The 22,789-nt window shown below is 35.6% G+C and carries 18 protein-coding genes and 3 pseudogenes; 11 read left to right on the forward strand and 10 right to left on the reverse strand.

Annotated elements, in window-relative coordinates:
* The first annotated feature begins 6 nt into the window (after positions 1-6).
* Complete coding sequence (locus CEF16_RS22075) at positions 7-1,074, forward strand: hypothetical protein (RefSeq protein ID WP_091587885.1); 1,068 nt, start codon at positions 7-9, stop codon at positions 1,072-1,074.
* Between the two features lie 186 nt (positions 1,075-1,260).
* On the opposite strand, the gene CEF16_RS22080 is transcribed toward CEF16_RS22075, so the two are convergent.
* Positions 1,261-1,596, reverse strand: coding sequence for a hypothetical protein (locus CEF16_RS22080; protein ID WP_091587887.1), 336 nt, complete (start codon positions 1,594-1,596; stop codon positions 1,261-1,263).
* 390 nt (positions 1,597-1,986) lie between these two features.
* Here CEF16_RS22080 and CEF16_RS23450 point away from each other — a divergent pair, with 390 nt between their 5' ends.
* A complete protein-coding gene (locus tag CEF16_RS23450) occupies positions 1,987-2,163 on the forward strand; it encodes a YolD-like family protein (protein WP_139186015.1) in 177 nt (58 codons plus the stop codon).
* A gap of 48 nt (positions 2,164-2,211) precedes the next feature.
* Here CEF16_RS23450 and CEF16_RS22085 read toward each other — a convergent pair whose 3' ends face one another.
* Positions 2,212-2,415, reverse strand: a complete 204-nt coding sequence (locus CEF16_RS22085) for a carbon-nitrogen hydrolase family protein (protein WP_091587888.1) — start codon at positions 2,413-2,415, stop codon at positions 2,212-2,214.
* A 35-nt stretch (positions 2,416-2,450) separates the two neighbouring features.
* Positions 2,451-2,621 (reverse strand): annotated as a pseudogene (locus CEF16_RS22090) (4-aminobutyrate--2-oxoglutarate transaminase); the annotation flags it as partial.
* 101 nt (positions 2,622-2,722) lie between these two features.
* Here CEF16_RS22090 and CEF16_RS22095 point away from each other — a divergent pair.
* The gene (locus CEF16_RS22095; RefSeq protein ID WP_170032327.1) at positions 2,723-2,992 is read left to right on the forward strand and encodes a hypothetical protein; all 270 of its coding nucleotides are present in this window, start codon (positions 2,723-2,725) and stop codon (positions 2,990-2,992) included.
* Positions 2,993-3,247: 255 nt separating this feature from the next.
* On the opposite strand, the gene CEF16_RS22100 is transcribed toward CEF16_RS22095, so the two are convergent.
* The 3 genes from CEF16_RS22100 to CEF16_RS22105 all read right to left on the reverse strand — a co-directional run bounded on the left by CEF16_RS22100 (position 3,248) and on the right by CEF16_RS22105 (position 6,461).
* Positions 3,248-5,209 carry an amidohydrolase gene (locus CEF16_RS22100; RefSeq protein WP_091587894.1) on the reverse strand — a complete coding sequence of 654 codons (1,962 nt, stop codon included), beginning with the start codon at positions 5,207-5,209 and terminating at the stop codon, positions 3,248-3,250.
* 588 nt (positions 5,210-5,797) lie between these two features.
* Positions 5,798-5,932: a hypothetical protein gene (locus CEF16_RS25050; protein ID WP_281259225.1), complete on the reverse strand. Its 135-nt coding sequence runs from the start codon at positions 5,930-5,932 to the stop codon at positions 5,798-5,800.
* Between the two features lie 46 nt (positions 5,933-5,978).
* Entirely contained in the window at positions 5,979-6,461 is a 483-nt protein-coding gene (locus CEF16_RS22105; protein WP_091587896.1) for a GntR family transcriptional regulator, read from the reverse strand.
* 654 nt (positions 6,462-7,115) lie between these two features.
* On the opposite strand from CEF16_RS22105, the pseudogene CEF16_RS22110 reads away from it, so the two are divergent.
* Positions 7,116-7,421 (forward strand): annotated as a pseudogene (locus CEF16_RS22110) (IS3 family transposase); the annotation flags it as partial.
* Between the two features lie 333 nt (positions 7,422-7,754).
* Here CEF16_RS22110 and CEF16_RS22115 read toward each other — a convergent pair.
* From CEF16_RS22115 to CEF16_RS22125, 3 genes are all read right to left on the reverse strand, one after another.
* Positions 7,755-8,183: a hypothetical protein gene (locus tag CEF16_RS22115; protein ID WP_091587898.1), complete on the reverse strand. Its 429-nt coding sequence runs from the start codon at positions 8,181-8,183 to the stop codon at positions 7,755-7,757.
* A 698-nt stretch (positions 8,184-8,881) separates the two neighbouring features.
* Positions 8,882-9,520 (reverse strand): hypothetical protein, encoded by a 639-nt coding sequence (locus tag CEF16_RS22120; RefSeq protein WP_091587900.1) that lies wholly within the window; start codon positions 9,518-9,520, stop codon positions 8,882-8,884.
* Positions 9,495-10,277, reverse strand: a complete 783-nt coding sequence (locus CEF16_RS22125; protein WP_091587902.1) for a ParA family protein — start codon at positions 10,275-10,277, stop codon at positions 9,495-9,497. Before CEF16_RS22125 ends, CEF16_RS22120 begins: the two co-directional genes overlap by 26 nt.
* A gap of 703 nt (positions 10,278-10,980) precedes the next feature.
* Between CEF16_RS22125 and CEF16_RS22130 the strand changes: the two genes are divergently transcribed.
* From CEF16_RS22130 to CEF16_RS22145, 4 genes are all read left to right on the forward strand, one after another.
* Entirely contained in the window at positions 10,981-11,163 is a 183-nt protein-coding gene (locus CEF16_RS22130) for a YolD-like family protein (protein WP_139186016.1), read from the forward strand.
* Between the two features lie 212 nt (positions 11,164-11,375).
* Positions 11,376-12,659: an ArgE/DapE family deacylase gene (locus CEF16_RS22135; RefSeq protein ID WP_091587906.1), complete on the forward strand. Its 1,284-nt coding sequence runs from the start codon at positions 11,376-11,378 to the stop codon at positions 12,657-12,659.
* Between the two features lie 72 nt (positions 12,660-12,731).
* The gene (locus tag CEF16_RS22140) at positions 12,732-14,183 is read left to right on the forward strand and encodes a sodium:solute symporter family protein (RefSeq protein WP_170032330.1); all 1,452 of its coding nucleotides are present in this window, start codon (positions 12,732-12,734) and stop codon (positions 14,181-14,183) included.
* A gap of 247 nt (positions 14,184-14,430) precedes the next feature.
* On the forward strand, positions 14,431-15,843 hold the full coding sequence (locus CEF16_RS22145) for a sigma-54 interaction domain-containing protein (protein ID WP_091587910.1): 1,413 nt from the start codon (positions 14,431-14,433) through the stop codon (positions 15,841-15,843).
* 9 nt (positions 15,844-15,852) lie between these two features.
* On the opposite strand, the pseudogene CEF16_RS24655 reads toward CEF16_RS22145, so the two are convergent.
* Positions 15,853-15,942: pseudogene (locus tag CEF16_RS24655) on the reverse strand (hypothetical protein); the annotation flags it as partial.
* A 2,616-nt stretch (positions 15,943-18,558) separates the two neighbouring features.
* Between CEF16_RS24655 and CEF16_RS22150 the strand changes: the two are divergent.
* From CEF16_RS22150 to CEF16_RS22160, 3 genes are read left to right on the forward strand one after another with little or no spacing between them, the layout of a single operon-like run.
* A complete protein-coding gene (locus CEF16_RS22150; RefSeq protein ID WP_091587911.1) occupies positions 18,559-19,662 on the forward strand; it encodes a ThiF family adenylyltransferase in 1,104 nt (367 codons plus the stop codon).
* Positions 19,663-19,694: 32 nt separating this feature from the next.
* Entirely contained in the window at positions 19,695-20,939 is a 1,245-nt protein-coding gene (locus tag CEF16_RS22155) for an MFS transporter (protein ID WP_091587913.1), read from the forward strand.
* 39 nt (positions 20,940-20,978) lie between these two features.
* Complete coding sequence (locus tag CEF16_RS22160) at positions 20,979-22,733, forward strand: M3 family oligoendopeptidase (RefSeq protein WP_091587914.1); 1,755 nt, start codon at positions 20,979-20,981, stop codon at positions 22,731-22,733.
* The last annotated feature ends 56 nt before the right edge of the window (positions 22,734-22,789 follow it).

Genomic DNA, 22,789 nt, shown 5'->3' on the forward strand with positions numbered 1-22,789 from the left:
TTTACTATGAAAAAAATAGTTTTTATCTTTATTGTTATAGTATCAGTGGTAACCGTGTTTATATATTATAAACAAAATAATGAGACTAGTACATTTATTAACACACAGCCAGACTTGAATCTTAATAATGACTATATTGTATCTTACACTTCATTTACTGAAGATAAAAGTAATTTATTAACTTTAAATGACAAAGGTATCGATACAATTCAAGAAATAAACGATAGGTCACTAGAGAACTTAATTGCCATTAATAACAATTACTTTATACAATCTAGACAAAGTGGGAACGTATATTCCATTACAAATAAAGGTAACTTAATACAACTGGATACACCTACTTCCAAAAATTTAACTAATAATTTTATCTTTGACGACTCAATAGGGGTTTTAACCAATAATGGTCTACATACTGAGAATGGAAAACAGATTTACAAAAGTGGCCTTCTATTTTTTCAAGAAAATGGTACATATTCAGAAATTAATTTCGACAAGGGATTCTTTACTTCAGCTGTTAGTCTAAACAATTCTTTTTATGTTTTAACATTTGATCCGTCTATAGAACAAGAAATCCTTTTAAAAATAGATAAACAAGGAAAGATTCTAAAACAATTTCCTTTAGCCAATGAAAAGCCTGAACATGGACATAAAAGTCTTATATCACTAGGAGACACTATATATATAATGTCAGACACTGGTAAATTATCAACAATTAAGGATGAACAACTAACTACAAAAGAGATTGGTGATTACGGTGAGGTATTTAAATTATTAAAGGATGACAAACATGTATATGTAAGTTTTTATAATGGTTTAATCTTAAAAATTGAAGAGGATAAAGTAGTTGAAAAAATTAACTTAGAAGAAAATTATTTAAATGATCAAATTTTCATAGATATCCAAGTAAAAGAAAATAAGGTCCATTTACTAACTGTTTTTGATAAAACTTTAGGTGAACAAAAAAAGGCAATTGGTAATATTATTTCATTTAATATAACTACTGGTGATGCTATAAAAACTTATGAATTACCTGAATTGGATAGGATTTCACCAAGCTCTTTTGAGGTTTTATAATAATTGGTTAAAAATGATAACAATGTTTGACTGCCAAAATCTCCGGAAGTGTAGGTAACGAGGAAAAGTTTGACTTAGTGTCGATCTTTTCCTCAAATAAATCCTGTAGAAAGTCTAAATCAGATATAGCATTTACTTAATTAGAATAGCGAAATATGAATCTTGCTGGCATTTGGTAAGGCATTTTTAAGTATTCGATACATCAGAGGGAGATTTATGCTGGAACTTCTTTCTCCTAAAATATAATAAAAGAAGTAAAATAATAATATTTACTAATGAGATTCCCATACCCAAAAGCATTCCACCAATAAATAAAAATTCATTTACTCCCCAAGAATAGAAAAGCCAAAAAATAGTTCCTATTAACCCCATTACTATATTGATGAATATTGCTATAACGCAGTGTGCAAGAACTAATCCAGTTTTTTTAATCATATTAGAAGCATATTTATAACCAACTGGTAAACCCATTAGTATGAATAAACTATAAAAAAATAAAATTACATCGGTTTCACTTATCATAGTTCTCCTCCCTTTAAGATATTCTTCTATTTATATTTTAATATGTCATCTAAAAATAGTCTGTGGTTGTTTTCCCTCTTAGAGGTATCGTCAGCAAAACTCAAATTCATATATTATTTTCATAAATAAGGGGCAGGGATAAGCGGACGTGTCAACGGTAGCGGACCGAAGAGAGCATAAGGAGTTGACACGTTGCACAAAACCAAAACGCTGTTGTCAAAGAAGGCAAGGAAATGTATTTTTTTCCTTTGCCTTCTGCCTTAGCGGCAGCGATAAATAAAAGTTTTTGAGGTTGCCTTTTTTCAAAAAGGCAAGGTCTTTTTTTCCAGTTACAAAAACACAAACATCGGTTATAACGGGAACGTACGTTCCTTATTAGGGGGGTTATCAATGGCAAATAAACTAACTCCAGAATCAAACTTACGGTGGGAGAGTACACGTTGGGTCCTACCGGAACATCGAGAAATGTGGTTAAACCGTCAAGAAAAAGCAAAAAGGATAAGGAAGCCTACTTTAGACGAAGTCACTGGAGTTTTTCTTGATCTTTTGAAGTATATCCGGCAATAAGCAGCCTTTTAGGTTCCTATTCTATTTCTTCCTTTCTAACCTGAAACTTCATTTGGCAATCTCTCCCCTCTGCATCACTCTGTGTTTCAACTGTGGAAATGTCTCTCTTATTTTCTCTATCTGGGACAAATCAATTTCTACCCTTAGAGTGGTTTCATTATCATCGGCTCTTTCCTGAACTACCGGATCTACAACTTGACTATGGCCACCCAATTTTACACCTTGTGTGTTACCTACACAGTTACAGGAAATAAGATAACACTGATTTTCTAATGCTCTAGCAACATTAAAGAACCAATGGCACCGGCGAAGTCGATATAACGATTGCCGTCGATGTCAGTGATTTCTGCACCTTTCCCGCTTTTCGCGATATTCCGGTTTCCATTTCCTACGCCTCTCGGGATATAATGGTCTCTTGCTTCTTGCCACTCTGCTGTAGTGCGTGTTGTCTTGCTCATGAACATACACTCCTTTTTACGTTTTGTTACTTCCATTATGACTTTTTTTGATATAATAAAAAGAACCAAATTCGAATTTTTTATGGAACCAGAAAGGGTGAGTGTCGTGCTTGTTTTTCAAATCAATAGGACCACAGATTGGCTCTTTTCCTGGAACGGAGCAGCAATACCAATTATTAAAGAATAATCTGATTGAAAGACATATTGGTCGGAAAGGGAACTACATTACCATCCAAAGTGATAATATACCGATTACCGCTTATTTCAAGAAATCTATATTAGATGCTCTGCATAAAGAAAAACAGGGAAACGAATCTATTAGTGATGTAGTCGAAAGAATGGTAATACATAGCCTTAAAGAGGATTGGTAGGAAAAATAATTGTCCTTTTCGATACTACTAATATTTTAAAGGATGCCGAGAAGTCTCTGTACTTACTAAGTAGAAAAGTCGATGTTCTGGACTCAAGCGATTTCACTAAGCACTTTCCAGTAAATGATGTATCTTTATTTATTTTAAATAAAAGCGTATATCTACGAGTATAAGAAAAGAGACCCCGAATCAAACAGGATCCCTCTAACTACATTATTCGACATCAACTTGGTAACCCTAGTCTTTCTTGCAATCTTACTGCCACTTCTTAATCAAAGAATCAGTATGAGTTTTGAGGGTGTTATACGTATCCTCGGATATCAACCCATCTTTTTTATGATTGTCAAGCAACTGGTTAAACCTTTGCATGTGCTTGACACCCCTTTCGGCTGCTTCCCGTTTTTCAAAATGGACCACTGTATCCAACTGGGCCTGTAAGGAACGGGCAGCACCATGATTGGCAAATTCCCCATCTTCTTCGAATTGCTCAACAAGTGTCTTTATATAGGAAGCATTAATAAACGTTGGATGACGGAATACTTCCTTCCCTTCGAACAAAGTCATCAAGACCTTCGCTTCACCAATTGTTGTTACTGGAATCTCGAAGAGATTTTTGTCCAAAACGACCAAGTCGGCTTTTTTACCTACCTCTATAGAGCCTCTTTCATCTTCTGCGAAAATCAAATTAGCTCCGTTGATTGTATAGCTGGAAATCATCTCCTCGAGAGTAGCTTTTTCTTTAGGCCATGCTACTTTATTTAAATCGGTTTCAGTGGTTGTATCCGGATCCAATCTTGTTATTCCTACTTCTATTCCCGTTAGCGGATACATGTCTCTTTTAAAAGTATCTGTTGAAGGAAAATCACTTGATGAAGCAACGGGTATTCCGGTCTCAAAATAGCTATTCAATCGATTAAGATTCTTCAACTGCTGGCCACTCACATCACTATACCAGTCTTTACCAAACCATGCAGGCTGAGGAGTAGGTATTACTCCCAAGTCCTTAAACCGGGCAACATCTTCTTCCTTGATGCAGTCTATATGGGTAATCACATGCCGGGAATCTCTTTTACCATTTATTTCAGCCGCATATTCAAAAGCATCTAAAGCATTACTAGATGGGAAAAATTCCGGATTGCCAATCGCATGGATATAGACGCGGAAACCTTCTTTATCTAAAGCAGCCACGGTCTTCTCCAAAACATCTTGATCCCAAACCAGTTTATTTGCACCGACACCATCAGCAAATATTTTAACTGTATCTACCTTGTAGAGCTTTCCTTGATACTTGTCACGTACTTCTATAAATTTCTTGATCTGCTCCGTCCCTTTGTTTTCATCAGCCCATAACCCTAAATCGTATCTTACGGTCAATTTACCTGCATTGTCCAGAGCTTCAAATGCTTTAAGCAGGCTTTCGGTTGGATAGTGAACGGGCACGAATGCCGAGGTAATTCCATATTCGTTAGCCATTTCCTGCCAAGTTAAAAGTGCCTCTTCATATTGCTCTACCGTAAAGTCTGGTTGAGGAAGCGCGTTAATCACAAGGTTTTGGGCAGAAAATTCGTGTAAAATTCCTGTCGGCTCTCCTGTTTCGGGATCACGCTCAATAGTTCCTCCTTCCGGATCAGGGGTATTCTTGTCTATCCCTGCAATCTCAAGAGCCTTTGAGTTGACCAATATGCTGTGATGACTGTTTGAGATAAAGACAGCAGGTATATCCGAGACTACCTGATCGAGCAATTCTCTGGGAGCAAGTCCTCTGGCTTTAGCATCGCTGACGACTCCGTCCCAGCCTACACCGCGCAATTGCTTGATACCGGGATTCTTCTCCAAGTAATCTTTGATGGCCTGTTGGCGTTCTTCTACAGTGGAATAAGAATTAAGGCTTAGCCAGAAAAGACTTTCTGCCATAAGATACGCATGGTTATGGCTGTCGACAAATCCAGGCATAAGCATTTTTCCCTTCAGATCAGTCACTTTGGTGTCGGTCCCTTTGAAAGCTGCAACTCCCTCGTTATCACCAACGTAGATAATCTTGCCATCCTTAACCGCAACCGCTTCAGCCCAACTTCGATCTTTATCAACTTTGTAAACATCGCCATTTTCAAAGATCAAATCAGCCGCTTGATTCGAATTTTTCTTCGCCAACGAACTCCCAGTAAATATCAAACTAAAAAGCAAAACTATTAATAAATGGAATAAATATTTTTTCACCGTAATCAAACCCCTTTCAATTGGATTTTAAACTTTTTTGTCCCAGTTCATGTTATTAAAAATGACATAAATTTCAAAAAGGTAATGAGCTTCTCTCCATAAGTATTCTGTATAATGTATTATGTATACAGTAATACATTATACGGAACCGCTTTCAATAAGGAGAATAAATAGGTTAACTCTTTTCTTAAAAAAGTGTTTTATTTAACTGTTTAAAACTACCTCTTTTACTTCATCAAGCTTTTTGATTAGTGTTTCTTTATATGTTCTGGTAAATTGTGGTTCATGAGTGGTTTGTGCTCCATAAAAAATAATGTCACAACTTCCTCTTCTTCAACGGTGGTCTTTTTAACATCATAGTATCAATTTTGTAAACTTTGACATCAGATTTGACGGAGATTGGGTGGTGAACGTTTTCATTTTCTATAAAACTTGACGCGACATAAGTTATTGTTAATGGTTTGCTTACATATCACTCCTAGCTTAACGATGTTTCTACATATTTCATAAGTTAACATCCTTACAAAGGGATACTATTAAACGATCCTTATTAGGGTTGATCCCCCCTTTCAAAACAATTGCTTAAAATTATGCGTTATCAATATAATTTAATGTTTCTTTCGTTTTTTCTAAATGGTCTAAAATGAACTGGGAAACTAATTCAGGATTTTTCTCTTCTAATGCACGAATAATTTGACCATGTTCAATTAGTACATTTTTCATCCTCCCCTTTTTGCTTACTGCCTTTAAACCCATTAATTGAGTAAGATTATTGCAAAACTTGTTCTATTATGTTAAAGTTCGCCAATCTGGTAAGAGAAAGATGAAATTCTTGGTCTAAATCAATGAATTTAATACCATCATCCCTTCCCATTGCTTCTTCCTGTTGTTTGTAAATGATTTTTAGTACCTTCAACTGTTCCGGTGTGGTAATCACTTCTGTAAGCTTTTTTACCGCCTGAACTTCGATTGAACTTCTTAATAGAAAGATTTCATCTTGTTCCTCTGGTGTAATCTTTCTTACAGTCAACCCTTTCCTCGGAATGGAAACAAGCAGCCCTTCCTTTATTAAATCTTGTAAAGCCGCCCTTACCGGTGTTCTTGAGGTATTTAACGTTTCTGCCAATTGAACTTCTGTAAAAATTTCCTCACTCGAAATGCCACCGTTTAAAATGGTTTTCTTAATTTGTTTATAAACCTTGTCTTGTGTCGTTTTTTCTTTGGTAATTGGTTTTAATTGAAGTCCTTCCATAATAATTCACCCTTTTATAAGTCGTATCATTTTAGAACATGATATCAAATATATAAATATAAGAATTCCGAACCCTGTATTATGTATACATTTTATATAATTTATCGCACATAAATCAACTGTAATATTTAAATATTACGAATTTTTTTATTTCTTTTTTGGGAAATTTACGTTTTCGTTTCATTATTTATATTAATTTCATTGTTTTATTTTTACTATTGAGTTAAACTGTTACGTTTACCTGTTATGATTATTTATTGTTTTATTTTACTGACAATTACCTCTAAATTTAGACAATAAAAAAACCAGAGCGAATAGACTCAGGGTATATTTTTATTAATTTTTTTCACTTCATTTAAGAAGTTTTCTAATGCATAATTAATAGCTTTTGTTTTGAAGCCTTTTGGCTGTTTCTTTGCCATCTTATTAAATTCTATTAAGAGATCTTTGCGAAGTGTTTACGTTTCTTGGTTTAATCTAATTCGTTTTCTTTTGACTGTTCAGAAAAACTGTTACGTTTGCCTGTTACATTTTCTTTTCCCTGTTCTGTTTTACTTTTCTTATTTTCTATTGGTTGATGTCTCAGACATACTTTATTGAATACATTTAAAAATACAATACCTAAACAAAATTTTATTAGCCAGTATGTTAATTCTTCATCACCTCGAGTTATTCCACACGGATCGGGGAAGTAAGTTTAAGAACCAACTCATCGACCAGGCACTCAAAACCTTTGGCATTGAGCGATCCTTGAGTGAGAAAGGAACCTCATATGACAACGCCGTCGCTGAAGCTACCTTTAAGACCATCAAAACAGAGTTCATCCACGGCCGTAGCTTCCCTAACCAGTATGAACTTGACCTTGAACTTTTTGATTACGTTCATTGGTTCAACAACATTCGCATTCACGGATCATTGGATTACTTAACGCCGGCTGAATACAAGTCTATGCACCTTTAAATATTTGTCCAATTTAGTGTTGACATACCATTATATCCTTTGGGGTAAAAGAAAAAAGCTCTACCGGAATATTTTCTTTGTATTTTTGATACCTCCTTAGCGTTCTCTTTCGCTGGCTTCGTTTATTTACCATAATCCCAACCACAGGTTTACGACTCATTTATCCTTACTTCATATTAAAAATCAATTTCAATTTCTTTATAAGTTCCTCTTTACTAATCTCTCCATTGTGCTTTTGCTTTATGGCTTTGATGATTTTATTTTTATCCTTCTCAACTATTTGTGAATTCTTCACAGTTCATGCTCCTCCTATTAAATTTCCGTTCACCAGATTTACTGCTGGTTTGTTCTAAAAGCAATAGCATTTAATCCTGCAGAAGTAACGTTGATTTGGTTACCTGTACCTATAGCGTTTATGGTGAAAGTATACGTTTTTGGGCCAGATGCAGGCGGCTCCACAATCCAGCTGATATTAAGAGTTCCATCAAAGAAACTCACTTGAGCATCTGATATTAAGAGCCTTTCTATAGCTAATGGCGAGGCATCGATGTCTGTTCCAGATAGTATGCCAAAAAAAAGAACATTACTGATTGTTTGAGTGAACGTAGAAAACTCCGCACTTGCAAACATATCCAGTTTTACTGCTTCACCTTTTTCTACATCAATCTCTACTTGCAAATCATCATTGAAAGAACCAATAGCTGTCTCAAAGTCAGCGCGTTGGTCATAATCCAATTTAATATTGCTTCGTCTCGTTCCCATAAATGTCACCCTATCTATAGTTTTTCTTTTTTATAATTAATGAAAAAATATAAATAGAGACACGCATTCGTCTTATCACGGACTTAGAAATAAAAAAAGCGTCTTCTTAAATTAAGAAGAGCACACTCGTATTTCACCATACATTTATCCGTGAATATCCCGTTTGTTATACCCTATGAAGCCTGCAGCCAATAATAAAATGGTAATAATGGTTAACAAAAAATCCATCTCCTCCACCGGATCTAAGGAATGGGGGCAAAAGGAGATAGATTACCTACCAAAAGTGTCTAAGATTGCTAAGGGACTTTAGAGAATACCAATAAAAATCAATACTAATATTGGGGTAACTCCAATATTCAGTTAATGATTTAAATACCGATTCATCCCAGAACCTCTCTCTAGTCGTAATGTTTTAATACCTGTTTTAAAATCACAACAAAAATGCCACACAAGCTACCCAAATCCCCTGAGTTAGCTGAATTTCTTTTATTTCAATATCGATATATTACGTTTTCTGATTCAAATTACCTGAATTGTTTTCTTTTTACTGTTTAGAAAAACTGTTACGTTTACCTATTATGTTTTATTTTTTCTAATGTTTTATTGTGCTTAAATATTAAGTATATTTGCAGTTACAAAAGATATAAGTGGACTTGGCCATAAAAAAAACCTGAGTAAATAAACTCAGGATATATTTATTATTCATTATTTTTCACTTCATTTAAGAAATTTTCCAATGCATAGTTAATTGCTTTTGTTTTGAACCCTTTTGGCTGTTTTTTAGCCATCCTATTAAATTCTCTCAAGAGATCTTTGCGAATTAAAAACGTGTCTCGTTGGTGTGTGTCTTCTACTTTCTTTTTCTTTTTCTCTTGTTCTATAATCCCCCAAAACCCCTGTTCTGAACCAACTGAATCATTTGTATCTTTTGTTTCAAGATTGCTATTACCTAAACCTGTTTCATTTTCAGTTTCTTTGGTACTATTCTCTAAACTGTTTTCTTGTTCAGTTTTAATATTATCTTTATCTGAAACCTCATATTTATCCATAATACTGTTTCTATTATCAGAACCATTTATGTCTTGTAATTCAGTTTTTTGTTTACCTGTTATGTTTTCTTTTGATTGTTCAGAAAAACTGTTACGTTTACCTGTTATGTTTTCTTGCTCCTGTTCTGTTTTACCTTTTTCTGTTGTGGTTGATGTTTCAGATTCACTGTTATCTTTCACATTTGTTCCAAAGAAGGCATGAGCAGGACTTGGACGCTTATTACCAGACTGGAAAGCATCTTTGATTTTTTCTTTACCTTTTTCAGACGTTTGTTTTCGCGCCGACATTTTCTTTCAACTCCTTTATAAATGAAGAGTGGTATTTAAATGCTGACTTTGCCTCAGGATTATTCCAAAGTCCATAAATAGGGAGTCTCCCGGTTTTTGCACGACGATGAATAATGGTCTTAAACACATGGTCTGGGTAACTATCTCCAATTAATTCAATCATTGCCTTCGAATCACTTCGTTTTGCATCAGCTAGGGTACGTAGGATACCCGCAATCTCTAGTTCGTTATTAATATTTTCTTTCGCTGCAGCGATCGTGTCCCAAAAACGAGGAACAGCTGAATAACAAAACTTGCTGGTCTCAAACAAAATCACTACATGTGTAGAAGCCCCCAGCGCATTAATTGTTTGCTCTGATAGAGCAGGGGGAGTATCAATAATAATGAAATCATAGAAGTCTCTAATAGGATCTATTGCCTTTCTTAGTGCAAGAGAAGGATTTCCATCATACTCTCTAAATAGAAATTGAGCAATTGTTGCCAAGTAGTCATCTGCAGGAAGTAGATGGAGGTTCTCATCAACCACTTTGATGTATGGTCGCGCATCTCCGTCTTTAATAGCTTCTAGTACGGTCTCATTTTCAAAGACTGCTAGATCGTCGTACCCTGATAGAAACTGTGTGAAATTCCCTTGCGAGTCCATGTCTACGCCTAATACTTTATAATTTTCCTTCGCTAACAAAAATGCGGTGATTCCAGAAGTCATAGTCTTTCCGACCCCGCCTTTCTGTATACCAAATGTAACCACCTTTGCCATAGGCTTCACCTCCACCATAAATGTACCACATAAACCATTTACTGAACATATAAACGTAACAGAAAACTATTATTATTTTATGTTACAAGAATTGGTTAAAGTTTACGATGAAGTTTTACTAAAATGTACTATTAAAACGTAATAAATTAACATTTAAGTTTACTTAAACTAAAAGTGTTACCTGAAACTTAATAGTTATACGTAATAGTTTTATGTTTAGCACTTATGTAATGTCAAGCATGTTATATTCCTTAAAGTACAAGTTTTCTCTGTTTTAATGAAAGGATTGAACTCTGAAGAGACTTTAAATCAAAGATTAATAGATGATCTACACAGAATTGTTCAACAAACAATACAAAAAAGAGTATTGGATCGTTCTCTGCTTTTTATTAAAAACTCTATCTCTATTATGGACAGTTACGTACTAAGAAGAAGGGGAGTAATTTTATGAGTAACAGGATTGATTAGAGTTTAAAAGCAAAATATTACAACTTACAAAAAAGTTGAATCGGAAATAATAGGGAACAAATGTTCTGTTAAAGGGGAGGGATCATGGCAAATAAACTAACTCCAGAATCCAACTTGAGGTGAAAGTATGCGTATGATCCTGCCGAAACTTCGGGAAATGTGGTTAAAACATCAAGAAAAAGAAGCCTATTTTAGATAACAATGGGAAGCGTTTGAATAGTTGCTCGGAGAAGTAATGAGGGAAAATATAGAACTGACATTTACTTATTGGGATGGCTATGATTTTTATGAAATCACTGGATGCTGTCATTACATTAATCATGATCAAAAACAATTCAATGTTAAGAATAAGGAGAAGATTTATTACATTACGTTTGATCAAATCACGAACATAAGAAGACAAACGATCCATTATTAGATCAAAGATATTTTTTTGAATCAATTGTGGATCAAAACCTGTACTTCCCCCCTTTATTATAATATCTTTTGATTTAGTATTGAATCAAAATCTCTTCCTCACTTTCCGTAAGCCTTAAAATGAAACAAAAAATTTATACATTTGCCCATAAATTATTGGTATGTTTTTTGCATTACTACAGTGTGAAACCAAAAAATAATGGAGGGAACGATATGCATATAACAGAAACGACAGAAAAAGTGTTTGCAGCTATTGATGATATATGGGAAGAAGAGCTGCTGTTTTTAAAAACGATTGGCTCGTTTAAAAGCACATTGGGAAATGAAAAAGACATTCAAATGTATATTAAAAATCATATAGAAGAGATGAATATGAAAGCGACTTCATTTGTTCCGGATCCAAAGCGGCTTTCGTCTTATCAAAATTACGGGCATGTGGAATGGTCGTATGAAGACCGCCCTGTGGTAGTTGGTGAATGGAAGACCAACCAACCTAAAATCGGAAAAAGCTTAATACTCCAGGGACATATAGATGTGGTCAGTGCGGAGCCGGAACATTTGTGGAAACATGATCCCTACAACCCTACGATTGTTGGTGACAAAATGTACGGACGCGGCATTGTGGATATGAAAGGCGGAGTTGCAGCAATGATTCACGCTGTAAAAGCTCTTCAGAAAGCCGGAATTACATTAGGGGCCGATCTTCAGATTCAAACCGTAATTGAAGAGGAATGTACCGGAAATGGCGCTTTAGCTTTGCTGGATAAAGGGTTTGTTGCGGACGGAGCCTTGATTCCTGAACCGACCACGCTCCGAGCCATGCAAGCTCAAGTGGGTGTGTTGTGGGTAAGAGTGAAAGTTAAAGGAAGTGGTGCTCATGTGGAACGGGCCGAAAAAGCGCAGAACGCTATTAACAAAGCGGCCTATATAATTCAGGCGCTTGAAGAATACAGAGAGCATATTAACACCAAACCGAAACATCCTGATTATTCCAACCATCCGCATCCACTCAATGTAAATGTTGGGACCATAAACGGTGGTGATTGGCCTTCTAACGTTCCGTCTGAATGTACATTGGAAGCACGAATCGGTTTTTATCCCGGTGAGAATCCTGCTGACATTCAAAGAGAAGTAAAAGAGTGGATATTAAAAGCTACTGAGAAGGACACCTGGATGAAAGAAACACCTCCAGAGGTCACATTTTATGGATTCAGCGCGCCTGGTAGTTCCCATTCATCTGATTTGGATATATTCGACAGTCTGAACAACGCTCACCAGCTTACGACAAACGAGTCATTGGAACAGACTGCTTTTACAGGAACTACGGATGTTCGCGCTTTCGATGAGTTCGGAATACCAGCAGTTTGCTATGGTCCGAGCGGAGGGAACATGCACGGCGTAGATGAGTATCTTGAACTAGATAGTTTAAAAATGCTTACCCAGTCTATTGCAGCTTTTATACTTGATTGGTGCAAAGAAGAGCAGACAAGTGAATAACCAGACGAATCTATGCCTCACAGGATAAGACAGCTGTCATCACTACAAATATTTGCAAAAAGGGGAATATCTATGTTTATTAGCGAAACAAATCAAACGATCCTGATACTCATCACGATCGTTTACGGAGCAGCTATTCTAGCTTATTCCTATTATTTTTATAGAAGAACACGGACGTATGAATCGTTTAATATGGGCGGACGTTCCATGCCGCTTTTGCCAATGATTTTAACCATTGTCGGAGGAGCAGTCGGAGGATCGACCGTCCTGGGATTCGTGACAGATGCTTATTTGTTAGGGATGGGACAAATATGGAACGTTGTATCTCTAGCTTTTTCAGTGGTTATTTTCACACTATTCTTTCTAAAAAGAATACGGAAAGCAGGAGATGAACATCAGCTTTTCTCGGTAGGAGATTATGCAGCGATTCGTTATGGGAATGCAGCTCGTTATCCTGCTTTTATCGGAAATATTGCTGCCCTTGGAGCTCTTACCGGTCTGCAGTTTGTTGCGCTGGCAACTGTTTTCAATCTTGTGTTTGGCCTTGAGATGACCATAGGAATTATCGTTTCCTGGATCTTTATTACACTGAAAACGTATCTGGGAGGTCTTACGGCTGTTATCTGGACCGATGCCGTGCAAGGTACCATTCAGACAATCGGTATCACTGTTTTATTTTTTCTCATCTATTTTTCGACTGGCGGGTGGAGTAATGTTTCTGAAAATGTTAGTCAGACCGCAGATCTTCAGGCTGAATTTCTGAATCCTTTTACCATGCCTATTTCAGAAATCCTCATTCCTTTCCTGACGATTGGTGCTGCCACATTAGTGAGGCAAGATATGTGGCAGAGAGTATGGGCAGCAAAAAATATTAGAACATCTGTTATATCCAACTGGCTGGCTTGTCTTGTTATCTTTATCACTGGTGCTTTGGTCATCATTATTGGTGTGTTTGCAAATGCAGGGCTTGGGATTGCTGCCGACCAGCCTAATCTGATTTATTATGAAGTCATTTTTGGAGCCATTCCGTTTTGGTTTGGGTCTGTCATGCTTATAGCATTGGTTGCCACGATTCTTTCGTGCGCAGATTCCTTCTTTATTGCCGGCTCAACAACGATGGTTAGTGATATTATTAAACCTATGCTGAAAGTAAAATCAGATGCGAAGCTGCTTCGTTACAGTAGGTTAATGATTATTGCGATGTCTATGGTTTCCCTTATTCTGGCTTTAGCTATTCCACGATTAGTGGAACTCTGGATGACAGGATCGGCCATTCTCGTTGCGGCTTTGCTGGCTCCCATTCTGATAGGGATGTTTTGGGAAAAGCCCGGCAAGCTGGCAGGAGTTGCTTCCATGTGGTCCGGTCTAATTTTAACATTAGTGTGGCAGTTTGCAGGACAGCCTTTCGAGATCCATCCTGTCTTTGTTGGATTTCCTCTTTCACTGATTGTATTATTAGTCATTACATTTTTCCAAAACAATCACAATTCGGGCAAAAAATCATCAGAAGACTGCACGGCCTAAAATCTCAACGCATAAGTCCTTGGCATACACAGGGCTTATGTTTTTTCATAGATAAAATTTTTGCGCGTTGATGTCTAGATTCAGCGCACAGTCTAGCGGGGTTAAATAACTTTCAGTCATAAAAGGTACAGAAAGCCCTCTTTGCCTGAAGAACATTTACCTATGGTCCTGACCAGTGTGCTAACACTTTTCTTAATAGAGATGATATGATAAACATATCGAAAAAGATCGCAGGAGGATATTCGGTGTGTTATATTCTCAACTATTTAACAATCCAACATTATTAGCTGCCCTTGATCAACTTCCTGCCGCTATATTTGTTGCAGATTCCCAAGGCCATGTGATCTGGAACAACAAACGCAGCGAAGAAGGAATAGGGATACCACGGGAAAAAATAAAGGGGAAACATGTAACGGAGCTTGAAAAAAGCAACATCTTGAATCCTTCGCTCACACGTTTGGTGCTGGAAAAAAGATCGCCCGTTACCCGAGTGCAGGAGCTTAATGCAAATGTTAAGCGTGTGACGGTTAGCGGGCCGATTTATAATGAAGATGGCGAAATAGATATTGTCATCTCTGTGAGTCATTCCTTAGATGAGATTGATCAAAACGGGGATCGGATGGATGAATTGAAGGAACTGCTGCAAACATATATGTGCCAGTTACAGCAGGTGTATTCGTTGGAATCCAAGTCTGTTGCCGAACGAACGATCACAGGGAACAGCAAGGCCGTGGAGCACCTAAAGTATTCGATTCAACGGGTTTCAGATCTCTCATCCACGGTGCTTCTAACGGGTGAAACAGGAGTCGGTAAAAGTTTTGTGGCACAAGTGATCCATCAATTGAGCAATCGAAGTTCCGGTCCTTATTTATCACTCAATTGCGGCACGATACCGGAATCTTTATTAGAAAGCGAATTATTCGGTTATGTAAAAGGAGCTTTCACCGGAGCCAGTCAAGCAGGCAAATCCGGACTGGTAGAAACTGCTGAAGGTGGAACGTTGTTTTTAGATGAGATTGGCGAGTTGCCCTATACCATGCAGGTGAAGCTACTTGAATTATTAGAAGATAAAACCTTTATGCCCATTGGCGGTACGAAAAAAAAGGCAGCAGATATTAGAATCATAGCTGCTACCAATCAACCATTAGAAAAGATGGTGGAAGAAAAACATTTCCGATCTGATCTGTATTACAGGTTGAATGTCTTCGGTATCAACATTCCACCGTTACGTGAGCGTAAAGAAGACGTCTCTACGCTTGCTTATATTTTTCTTCATCAATACAACAAAGAGTACGGGAAATTTATATCTTTATCGAGTGAAGCCGTGGATCTTCTTACACAGTACAAGTGGCCAGGCAATATACGAGAACTGGAGAATGTGATCGAGCGGACCGTTGTGTTTTCCCCTGAGGAAGTGGTTAGACCTAAACATTTACCAGGATTCATTCAAAAGGAAACACTTCTACCGGAGAACATGATTTTTCAAAAGAACAGTGATGAAACATTATATGATTTTCTAGAAAGAGTTGAGAAAGACATTATTTTCCTAACGGCAGAACAACACCCCAATACACGAGAAATCGCCAAAAACCTGGGGATGACCCAGCCAACCCTTATCCGGAGGATGAAAAAATACCGAAAATCCGGACACAACGAATGATACGCGGTGTTATACAGACCGAATGGATAAATGCTTGGCTTCCAGATATGGCTTGATGCCTTCCTTACCGCCTTCACGTCCCAGCCCGCTTTCTTTCATGGCCGGACGGATAAATTAAATTACTATATCCGGATAGGATTGAATCAGTTCAAAATCTATCCTTTTCTTTTTAAATCCACCGTAACGAATTAATTCGATACCACGGCTATCGATATTCTTATGTTCTGATCCATAAAGAATTGGAGGTCATCCTCTCTTTCATCAACTAAAGAAGAAATGCACCGCAGCTCATCACAGACAAACCTGGATGGCTTGGAATTTCTATCGTTTGATCCCTGTCCTTATAAGGAGTACGGAAACGATTCACGCAATAAGGGGCCACATATGTAAATTTTATTAATTCGCATGTGCTCCATTATTTATTCTAAACATCCTATTCAAATTCTTTCATTCTTCGATAAAATGTAGCTGAAAAATTACTTTATCCATTTAAGAGATAACATTTAGTATCTGAAGTGTTTATTTTTCCTGTTCAAACAAACTATTACGTTTACCTTTTACGTTTTTTTATTACATGTCTGTTTTAATTTTCATTTTTACTATTGAGCACTGTTTTAGAGTTACTGTTACCTTTTACGTTTATGGTCATTTGCTAGTTACAGGGGACCAGCTGCCCTTCCAATAAATTAATATATGGAAGCCCAATTTGTAGAGAGGTAAGCATTAAAAAGCCCATCATAGATATTGGCTATCTAGATGGACTTTCTTGTGTTGCAACGATTTAAGGTGTGGGGGGTGTGTTTAGCATAACACAAATGATAATAATTATCATTATCATTTTTTAATTTTTTTTGAAGAAAACACCGGAAATCGAAAATCCTAATTCATCAACGTTAATTGTTCTCCAGTAAACAGCATCAAATAGCATGTGATTTTTCAATTGCCTGTAATAGGGGACACGCCTTGAATACCGACGATTTCTGCAGCAATACCACCGCCTATGAAATCACCTACAAGTCTATAACCCTTTGTGCTAACAATTGGCATACCTAAAAATTATAGGCTATACATTGTTTATTATTGGGTATTTACCACTATCATCCAACTCCAAATCGGTCCCTGTTCCAACTTTAAGACCTTTCTTTTTGTGTATTTTTCCTAAAAAGAATAACCATCATTAAGATTGTTCAGAAAAACTATTACGTTTACCTATTACGTTTTATTGTTCTGGTTCTGTTTTAGATTGCACTTTGTCTATTGTATATGATGTTTCAGGTGTACCGTCGAAGGTTTGGCTTTTACGGGGGAACCTCTCCACCTTAATCAATAGATTTTGATATTTTCCATCAAAGTTCATTAACAATCTCTCCATACATTTTTCATAAAAAAGTCAGGGCTAAACCCTGTCTAAAAATTAAACAATTTATATATGTCCAAAATCTAATTTCTCACTTTCTTACGAAAATGTCTTCAATGTGCACACATTTTCTTTAATGCTTTCTCCAAAACGTCTATAATGCCGTTTATGAAAAAAGAAGACTTTATTTTCGGCATTTGTTTCTCAAATCTCCCTGGGTTATAAACATCCAATTTTCATCTACGGTGGGGGATTTTGTGTATTAAACTACATTATAGAGAAATGGTGGCAAAGCAACTAGTCTAGCATAGTGGGGTAATTCTATAAGTTGAAATAGTTACTATTTAACAGTAATAATCTAATGTGGGTTCAGTACCTTAAAAACTTTATTGGTAACTAAAAAACTCCCCTGAGATCTGAATCCTTTACATACTAGGACGGGGATCCTTGTTACCTAATACGGCTAATCCATTATAAAATTCCTATTTTTGTAAATTGTAAGAAAAGCACTTATTTTCTAAATTCTGGTATGCTATATTAATGTTCAAGTCAAACATGGAGGTGAGCAGATGAAAGTACAAGTACGTAAAGCTGATAGGAAAAACATATCTACTTCTGCACTTACTGCTGTTCCAGGTTAAGGCTTTTTAAGGAACCGATGTTATCGGTTCCTTTCTCCCCTATTAAATGCTGAGCAATTTTTGTTCATTCGACTTAAACTAGAAGATTTCCGACTTTTTTGAAAGAATGAAGTGCAGGGAAGTTCATGTGATTAATCGCTCAAAGGAGAGTTTTTACATAAAACCCCAGATCCGTAGCGTAATCAATATCACAAAACACAGTTTAAATCTCCCTTGGCAGTACGTGGAAGTAAAAAATTCGGGAAAAGTCATCGTTTCACGCCTTATCTATAATCCATTTTCGAAAATACCAATGTGCCTCCAAATCAATGACTCGTAAATAATGAATATACAAACGGTTCTTCGATGGGTGTGGATACAAAATAGATAAAAACTCCCCAGATGCAACCAAAAAGATAACAATCTGAAAAAGTACTGCAAGATAGGTAGATTGATTTATTGCCCTATATCTTGGTTGTTAGTTCTTTAATAATTATATTAAAAACGTAATTTTAAAAGAGGAAGTTTTCCATACCCTGCACACCTTTTATCAAACAACAAGAATAACTGCATGAAGCCCGTGGTCAAATGCTAAAGAGAAATAATAATGGAACTTTTTACACTCCAGATATTTGGTTATTTTTCATGATCAAATATACAGCAGTTTAGGCGGTAGAGTCATGGAAATTAGTTAAATGACGGAATCTATATCAATGTAGTATCAAGGAGGCCATATAGATGAGATTAAAATTTAAAGAAACCATACCTTTTTTTGTATTGGATAATGAAATTCAAATTGGGGAAGAAGAAGGGGTTGCTGGATTTTTAGAAGATCCAGATGGAAGTGTTAAATTATTAGTTGAGAATCTTGATGGCTCTAAAGATATAGAGGAAATTATTCATCTAGTACAAAAACAATACCCTAATATAAGCGATGAAGAAATTACTAACGCGCTGGAAGTTCTAGCTAATGAAGGCTATCTAGAAAACGCTTCTCTTGAGCCAAAACTACTTACCAGTTATGAATTAGAACGTTATAAAGCGAATATTAATTACTTTTCTTTATTTACATCCTATAAAGAAAATAAATTTGCCATACAAGAAAAAATTAATCAAACTCCTATATCTTTATTAGGTGTAGGAGGCCTTGGGACACAAATCTTATATCATTTATCGGCTTTAGGTTTTCATAATATCAAAGCACTGGATTTTGATCATATCGAATTAAGCAATTTTAATCGTCAGTTGTTATATTCTGAGAAGGATATCGGAAAAAACAAAATCGAAATGGCCAAAAAAAGGATTGCCGAATTCAACCCAAATGTAAATCTTGAAACTACAAATAAAAAAATCGAATCTACACAAGATGTAATAAATCATATAGAAGGTACTGAGCTTGTTATTTGTGTAGCTGATAAACCTACGCTGCACTTGTTAAATTGGGTAAATGAAGCTGTAGTTACATGCAATGTTCCCCTTGTATCTGGTGGAATACTGAATACTCGTGGACGATTCTTTTCAATGGTACCGAAAGAGACCGGTTGTATTCAATGCCATATAGATTATGCTAGAAAGATAAATCAAAAGCAAAACGATCAATTTGAGGCCATGCGTAATATTGATTACCAGCGAAAAAACGCCGCTATAAGTCCAAATGTAGCAATTCTAGCTGGTACTTTAGTGAATGAAGCAATAAAAATTCTAACTGGAATGGGGGAATCCTTATCGATTGGAAAAGTAATGGAGATTAATTTTATGAATTTAGAGAAAAAATTAGTATCTAGATGGGAAAAGTTAGAAGAGTGTCCAGTTTGTGGAGATAAGACTTTTACATATGCTTAAAATTTCACCTAATGTTAGTGAGGATGACAATAATGAACATTCCTAAAGTTTTTAAAAATCCCAGATATTTAGTGCTTTTTTTTGGTATGACGATTAGCAAATTAGGAATGTGGTTTTTCACGATAGCTCTTCCTTTGATTGTATATGACTTAACCCAATCTGCCAGCAAAATGGCACTTGTTTTTGCTATTGAAATTACACCACAGGTACTATTTAGCCTTATTGGGGGAGCTCTTGCTGATCAAGTTTCTAAAAAGAAAATAATGGTCTTTGGGGACTATACATCTGCTTTAATTGTACTAATTGTTCCTCTAATGTTTTGGATGGAATATTCAAGTCTTTTTGTCATATATGCTGTGGCCTTTGCATTAGCAAGTTTAGCTGCTTTTCATCATCCAAGTTTTGAATCAGCAGTTCCAGAGGTATTACCACATGAGGATTTAATCCAAGGGAATTCGTACTTTAGACTAAGTGAAAATATTATTACTTTTATAGGACCGGCAGTTGCTGGTTTTATGATTGCAATATTTGGGAATGTTAATGTTTTATTGGTTACGGGGGCTACGTTTTTTTGTGCAGGAACTATATTCATATTTCTTAAATTACCCTCCCCAAGTCAAAACGTTGGAAAATTTCCAAAACTGTTAAAACCAATTAAAGAAGGTTTAAACTATGTTTTCCGCACAAAAATTATATTAGCCGGTTCACTTGTGATTTTTGGAATTAATATAGGCTTTGGCGCTGTGGAGTCACTTTTTATGTTTTTCTTAAGAGACTACATTCAATTTACATCGGCTCAAATTGGAATGGTATTTTCACTACAAGCAATAGGACCCGTTATTGCTGTTTATTTGGCTGGGAGATTAAAACATATACCGAGAGGAAATATTATAGTTTTTTCGGGAATCCTGATAGGTATTGCACAAATATTATTGATTTTTTCTCAGTCATACGTAATAGCCCTCATTGTATGTCAAATCCTCATTAAAGGGTCCGTTACGTTATTGGCTATAAATTGGTTTACTCTTAGACAAGAATTAGTACCAAGTGATTTATTAGGACGTGTTATCAGCTCTACACGAATGGCTGCATTTCTGGCATTACCAATAAGTGCTATGATCGCTGGTTTTTTAGCTGACTTTATTAGTGTAATTCCTATCTTTATTACTGCTGGAACCATAGCAATCGTTTGTTCTTTGATTGGCATGAAAACTTCTTTGTTTGTGAAAAACGGACAAAAAACTTTAAATGGGAAAGTAGATATTCATCAAAATTAAAACACGTATTCCAATACGTGTTTTTTAGGAGGATTAATTGTGATGGAAGTTTTCTCAAAACTTGAATGGGATTTACAAGATTTATATATAAATGAGTTAGATTGGAAAAGAGACATCTCACTACTAAGGGGATCTATTAATGAATTCACTGCATACAAGGATAAGGTTATCAGCACCTCTGATAATCTCTACGATGCTATGGAATTATTTTGCTCTATAAACGAAACCGCAAATAAAATCATTGCTTATGCCAATCTTAATTACGATAAATATATGGACTTTAAAAGCCAAGAAATGGTAGAAACGGTTCAAAACGTTTTATCTGATTTCGAAGAAAAAACTTCGTTTTTAAACAATGAAATATCTAGATTAAGTTTAGAAAGGTTTGATACATATGTTCGAGAAATACCAGATTTAATAAAGTATCAACATGAAATAAAAAATATATTAAAAGAACAAAATAACAACGCTAACAAGGCGAAAAGTGAATCAGCGCACCATTTTGAAATATTGTTTGCTTCTACATATAATACATATCAGTTATTAACTCAAGCTGATTTTGAATTTAATTCGTTTACTTATGCAGATAAAGAGTATGAAATTAATTATAGTAATTTTGGGAAATTACAGGAATCTGATGTTAGAACAATTAGAAAAAAATCATATAAAGAATTTTATGCACCTTTTCTACAATATTCTAACACTCTAGCTTCATTACTAAATATAAGCGTAAAGAAAGATTACTTAGAGGCTAAACTTAATAATTATAAGGATTCATTGGAATATGCTCTTAGCCAAGAGAGAATTCCCACGAATATATTTATAAACCTTATAAGTCATATAAAGGAACAATTAGGACCGTTACATAAATACGTTCAAACTAAAAAAGAAGCTTTGAAGGTAGATCAGTTTCATATGTATGATTTTTCAGCCCCCTTAAATAAAGAGAATCTCGAGATTGGTTTTCAAAGTGCGAAGGATTTGTTATTTAAATCCCTAAAACCTTTGGGTGAGGAATATCAAAAAATTATTACTGAATCTTTTAATAACAGGTGGTACAACGTAAATACAAATCAAATGAGTATTTCTTATGCAATGGATGTCCCAGGTTCACATCCCTTTATTCTATTGAATTGGAAAAACAGATTGAATGATTTATTTACCTTATCACATGAGCTAGGACATGGTGCACATTATTCTTTTTCCTCTAGGGATAAATGTTACCCTAGATCCACCCCCTCCATTTTTATTAGTGAAATTGTTGCAACTGTAAACGAATTGTTAGTTATAAAACACTTGATACATTCTCAAAGAATGAAGCAGCTATCTATTTTGAATTACTTTATAGAGAAGTTTAGAATATCGTTCTTCCATCAAATTTTGTTTGCAGAATTCGAGTATTCTATTCATGGATATGTCTCGAAAGGTTACTCTTTAACGTCTGAATTACTATGCAACAAATACAGAGAATTATTGAAAAAATACTACGGTGAAGAACTAAAATTAGACGAGTATAGTGGAGCCATATGGGGAAGAGTTCCACACTTTTATTCTAGTTTTTATGTTTTTAAATATGCAACTGCTTTTGCTGCTGCTACTAAAATTGTAAAGAAACTTGATACAGAGGATGGATATAAGGATAAGTACGTAGACTTGCTAAAATCCAGCTCATCGGTTGATCCACTGACCTTACTTGAAAAATCAGGGATAGATTTTACTGGTTGTGATGTCATTAGTGATTGTATTTATTTCTTCGACTCTTTAGTAGAACAATTTAAACTATCCGCCACTTAATACCTTAAGCATTGTTTGAAGTGGTGTTGTGTTACTAGCGTTCCTATATCTAACTA

The sequence above is a fragment of the Alteribacillus bidgolensis genome (genome assembly GCF_002886255.1).
GTDB lineage: Bacteria > Bacillota > Bacilli > Bacillales > Marinococcaceae > Alteribacillus > Alteribacillus bidgolensis.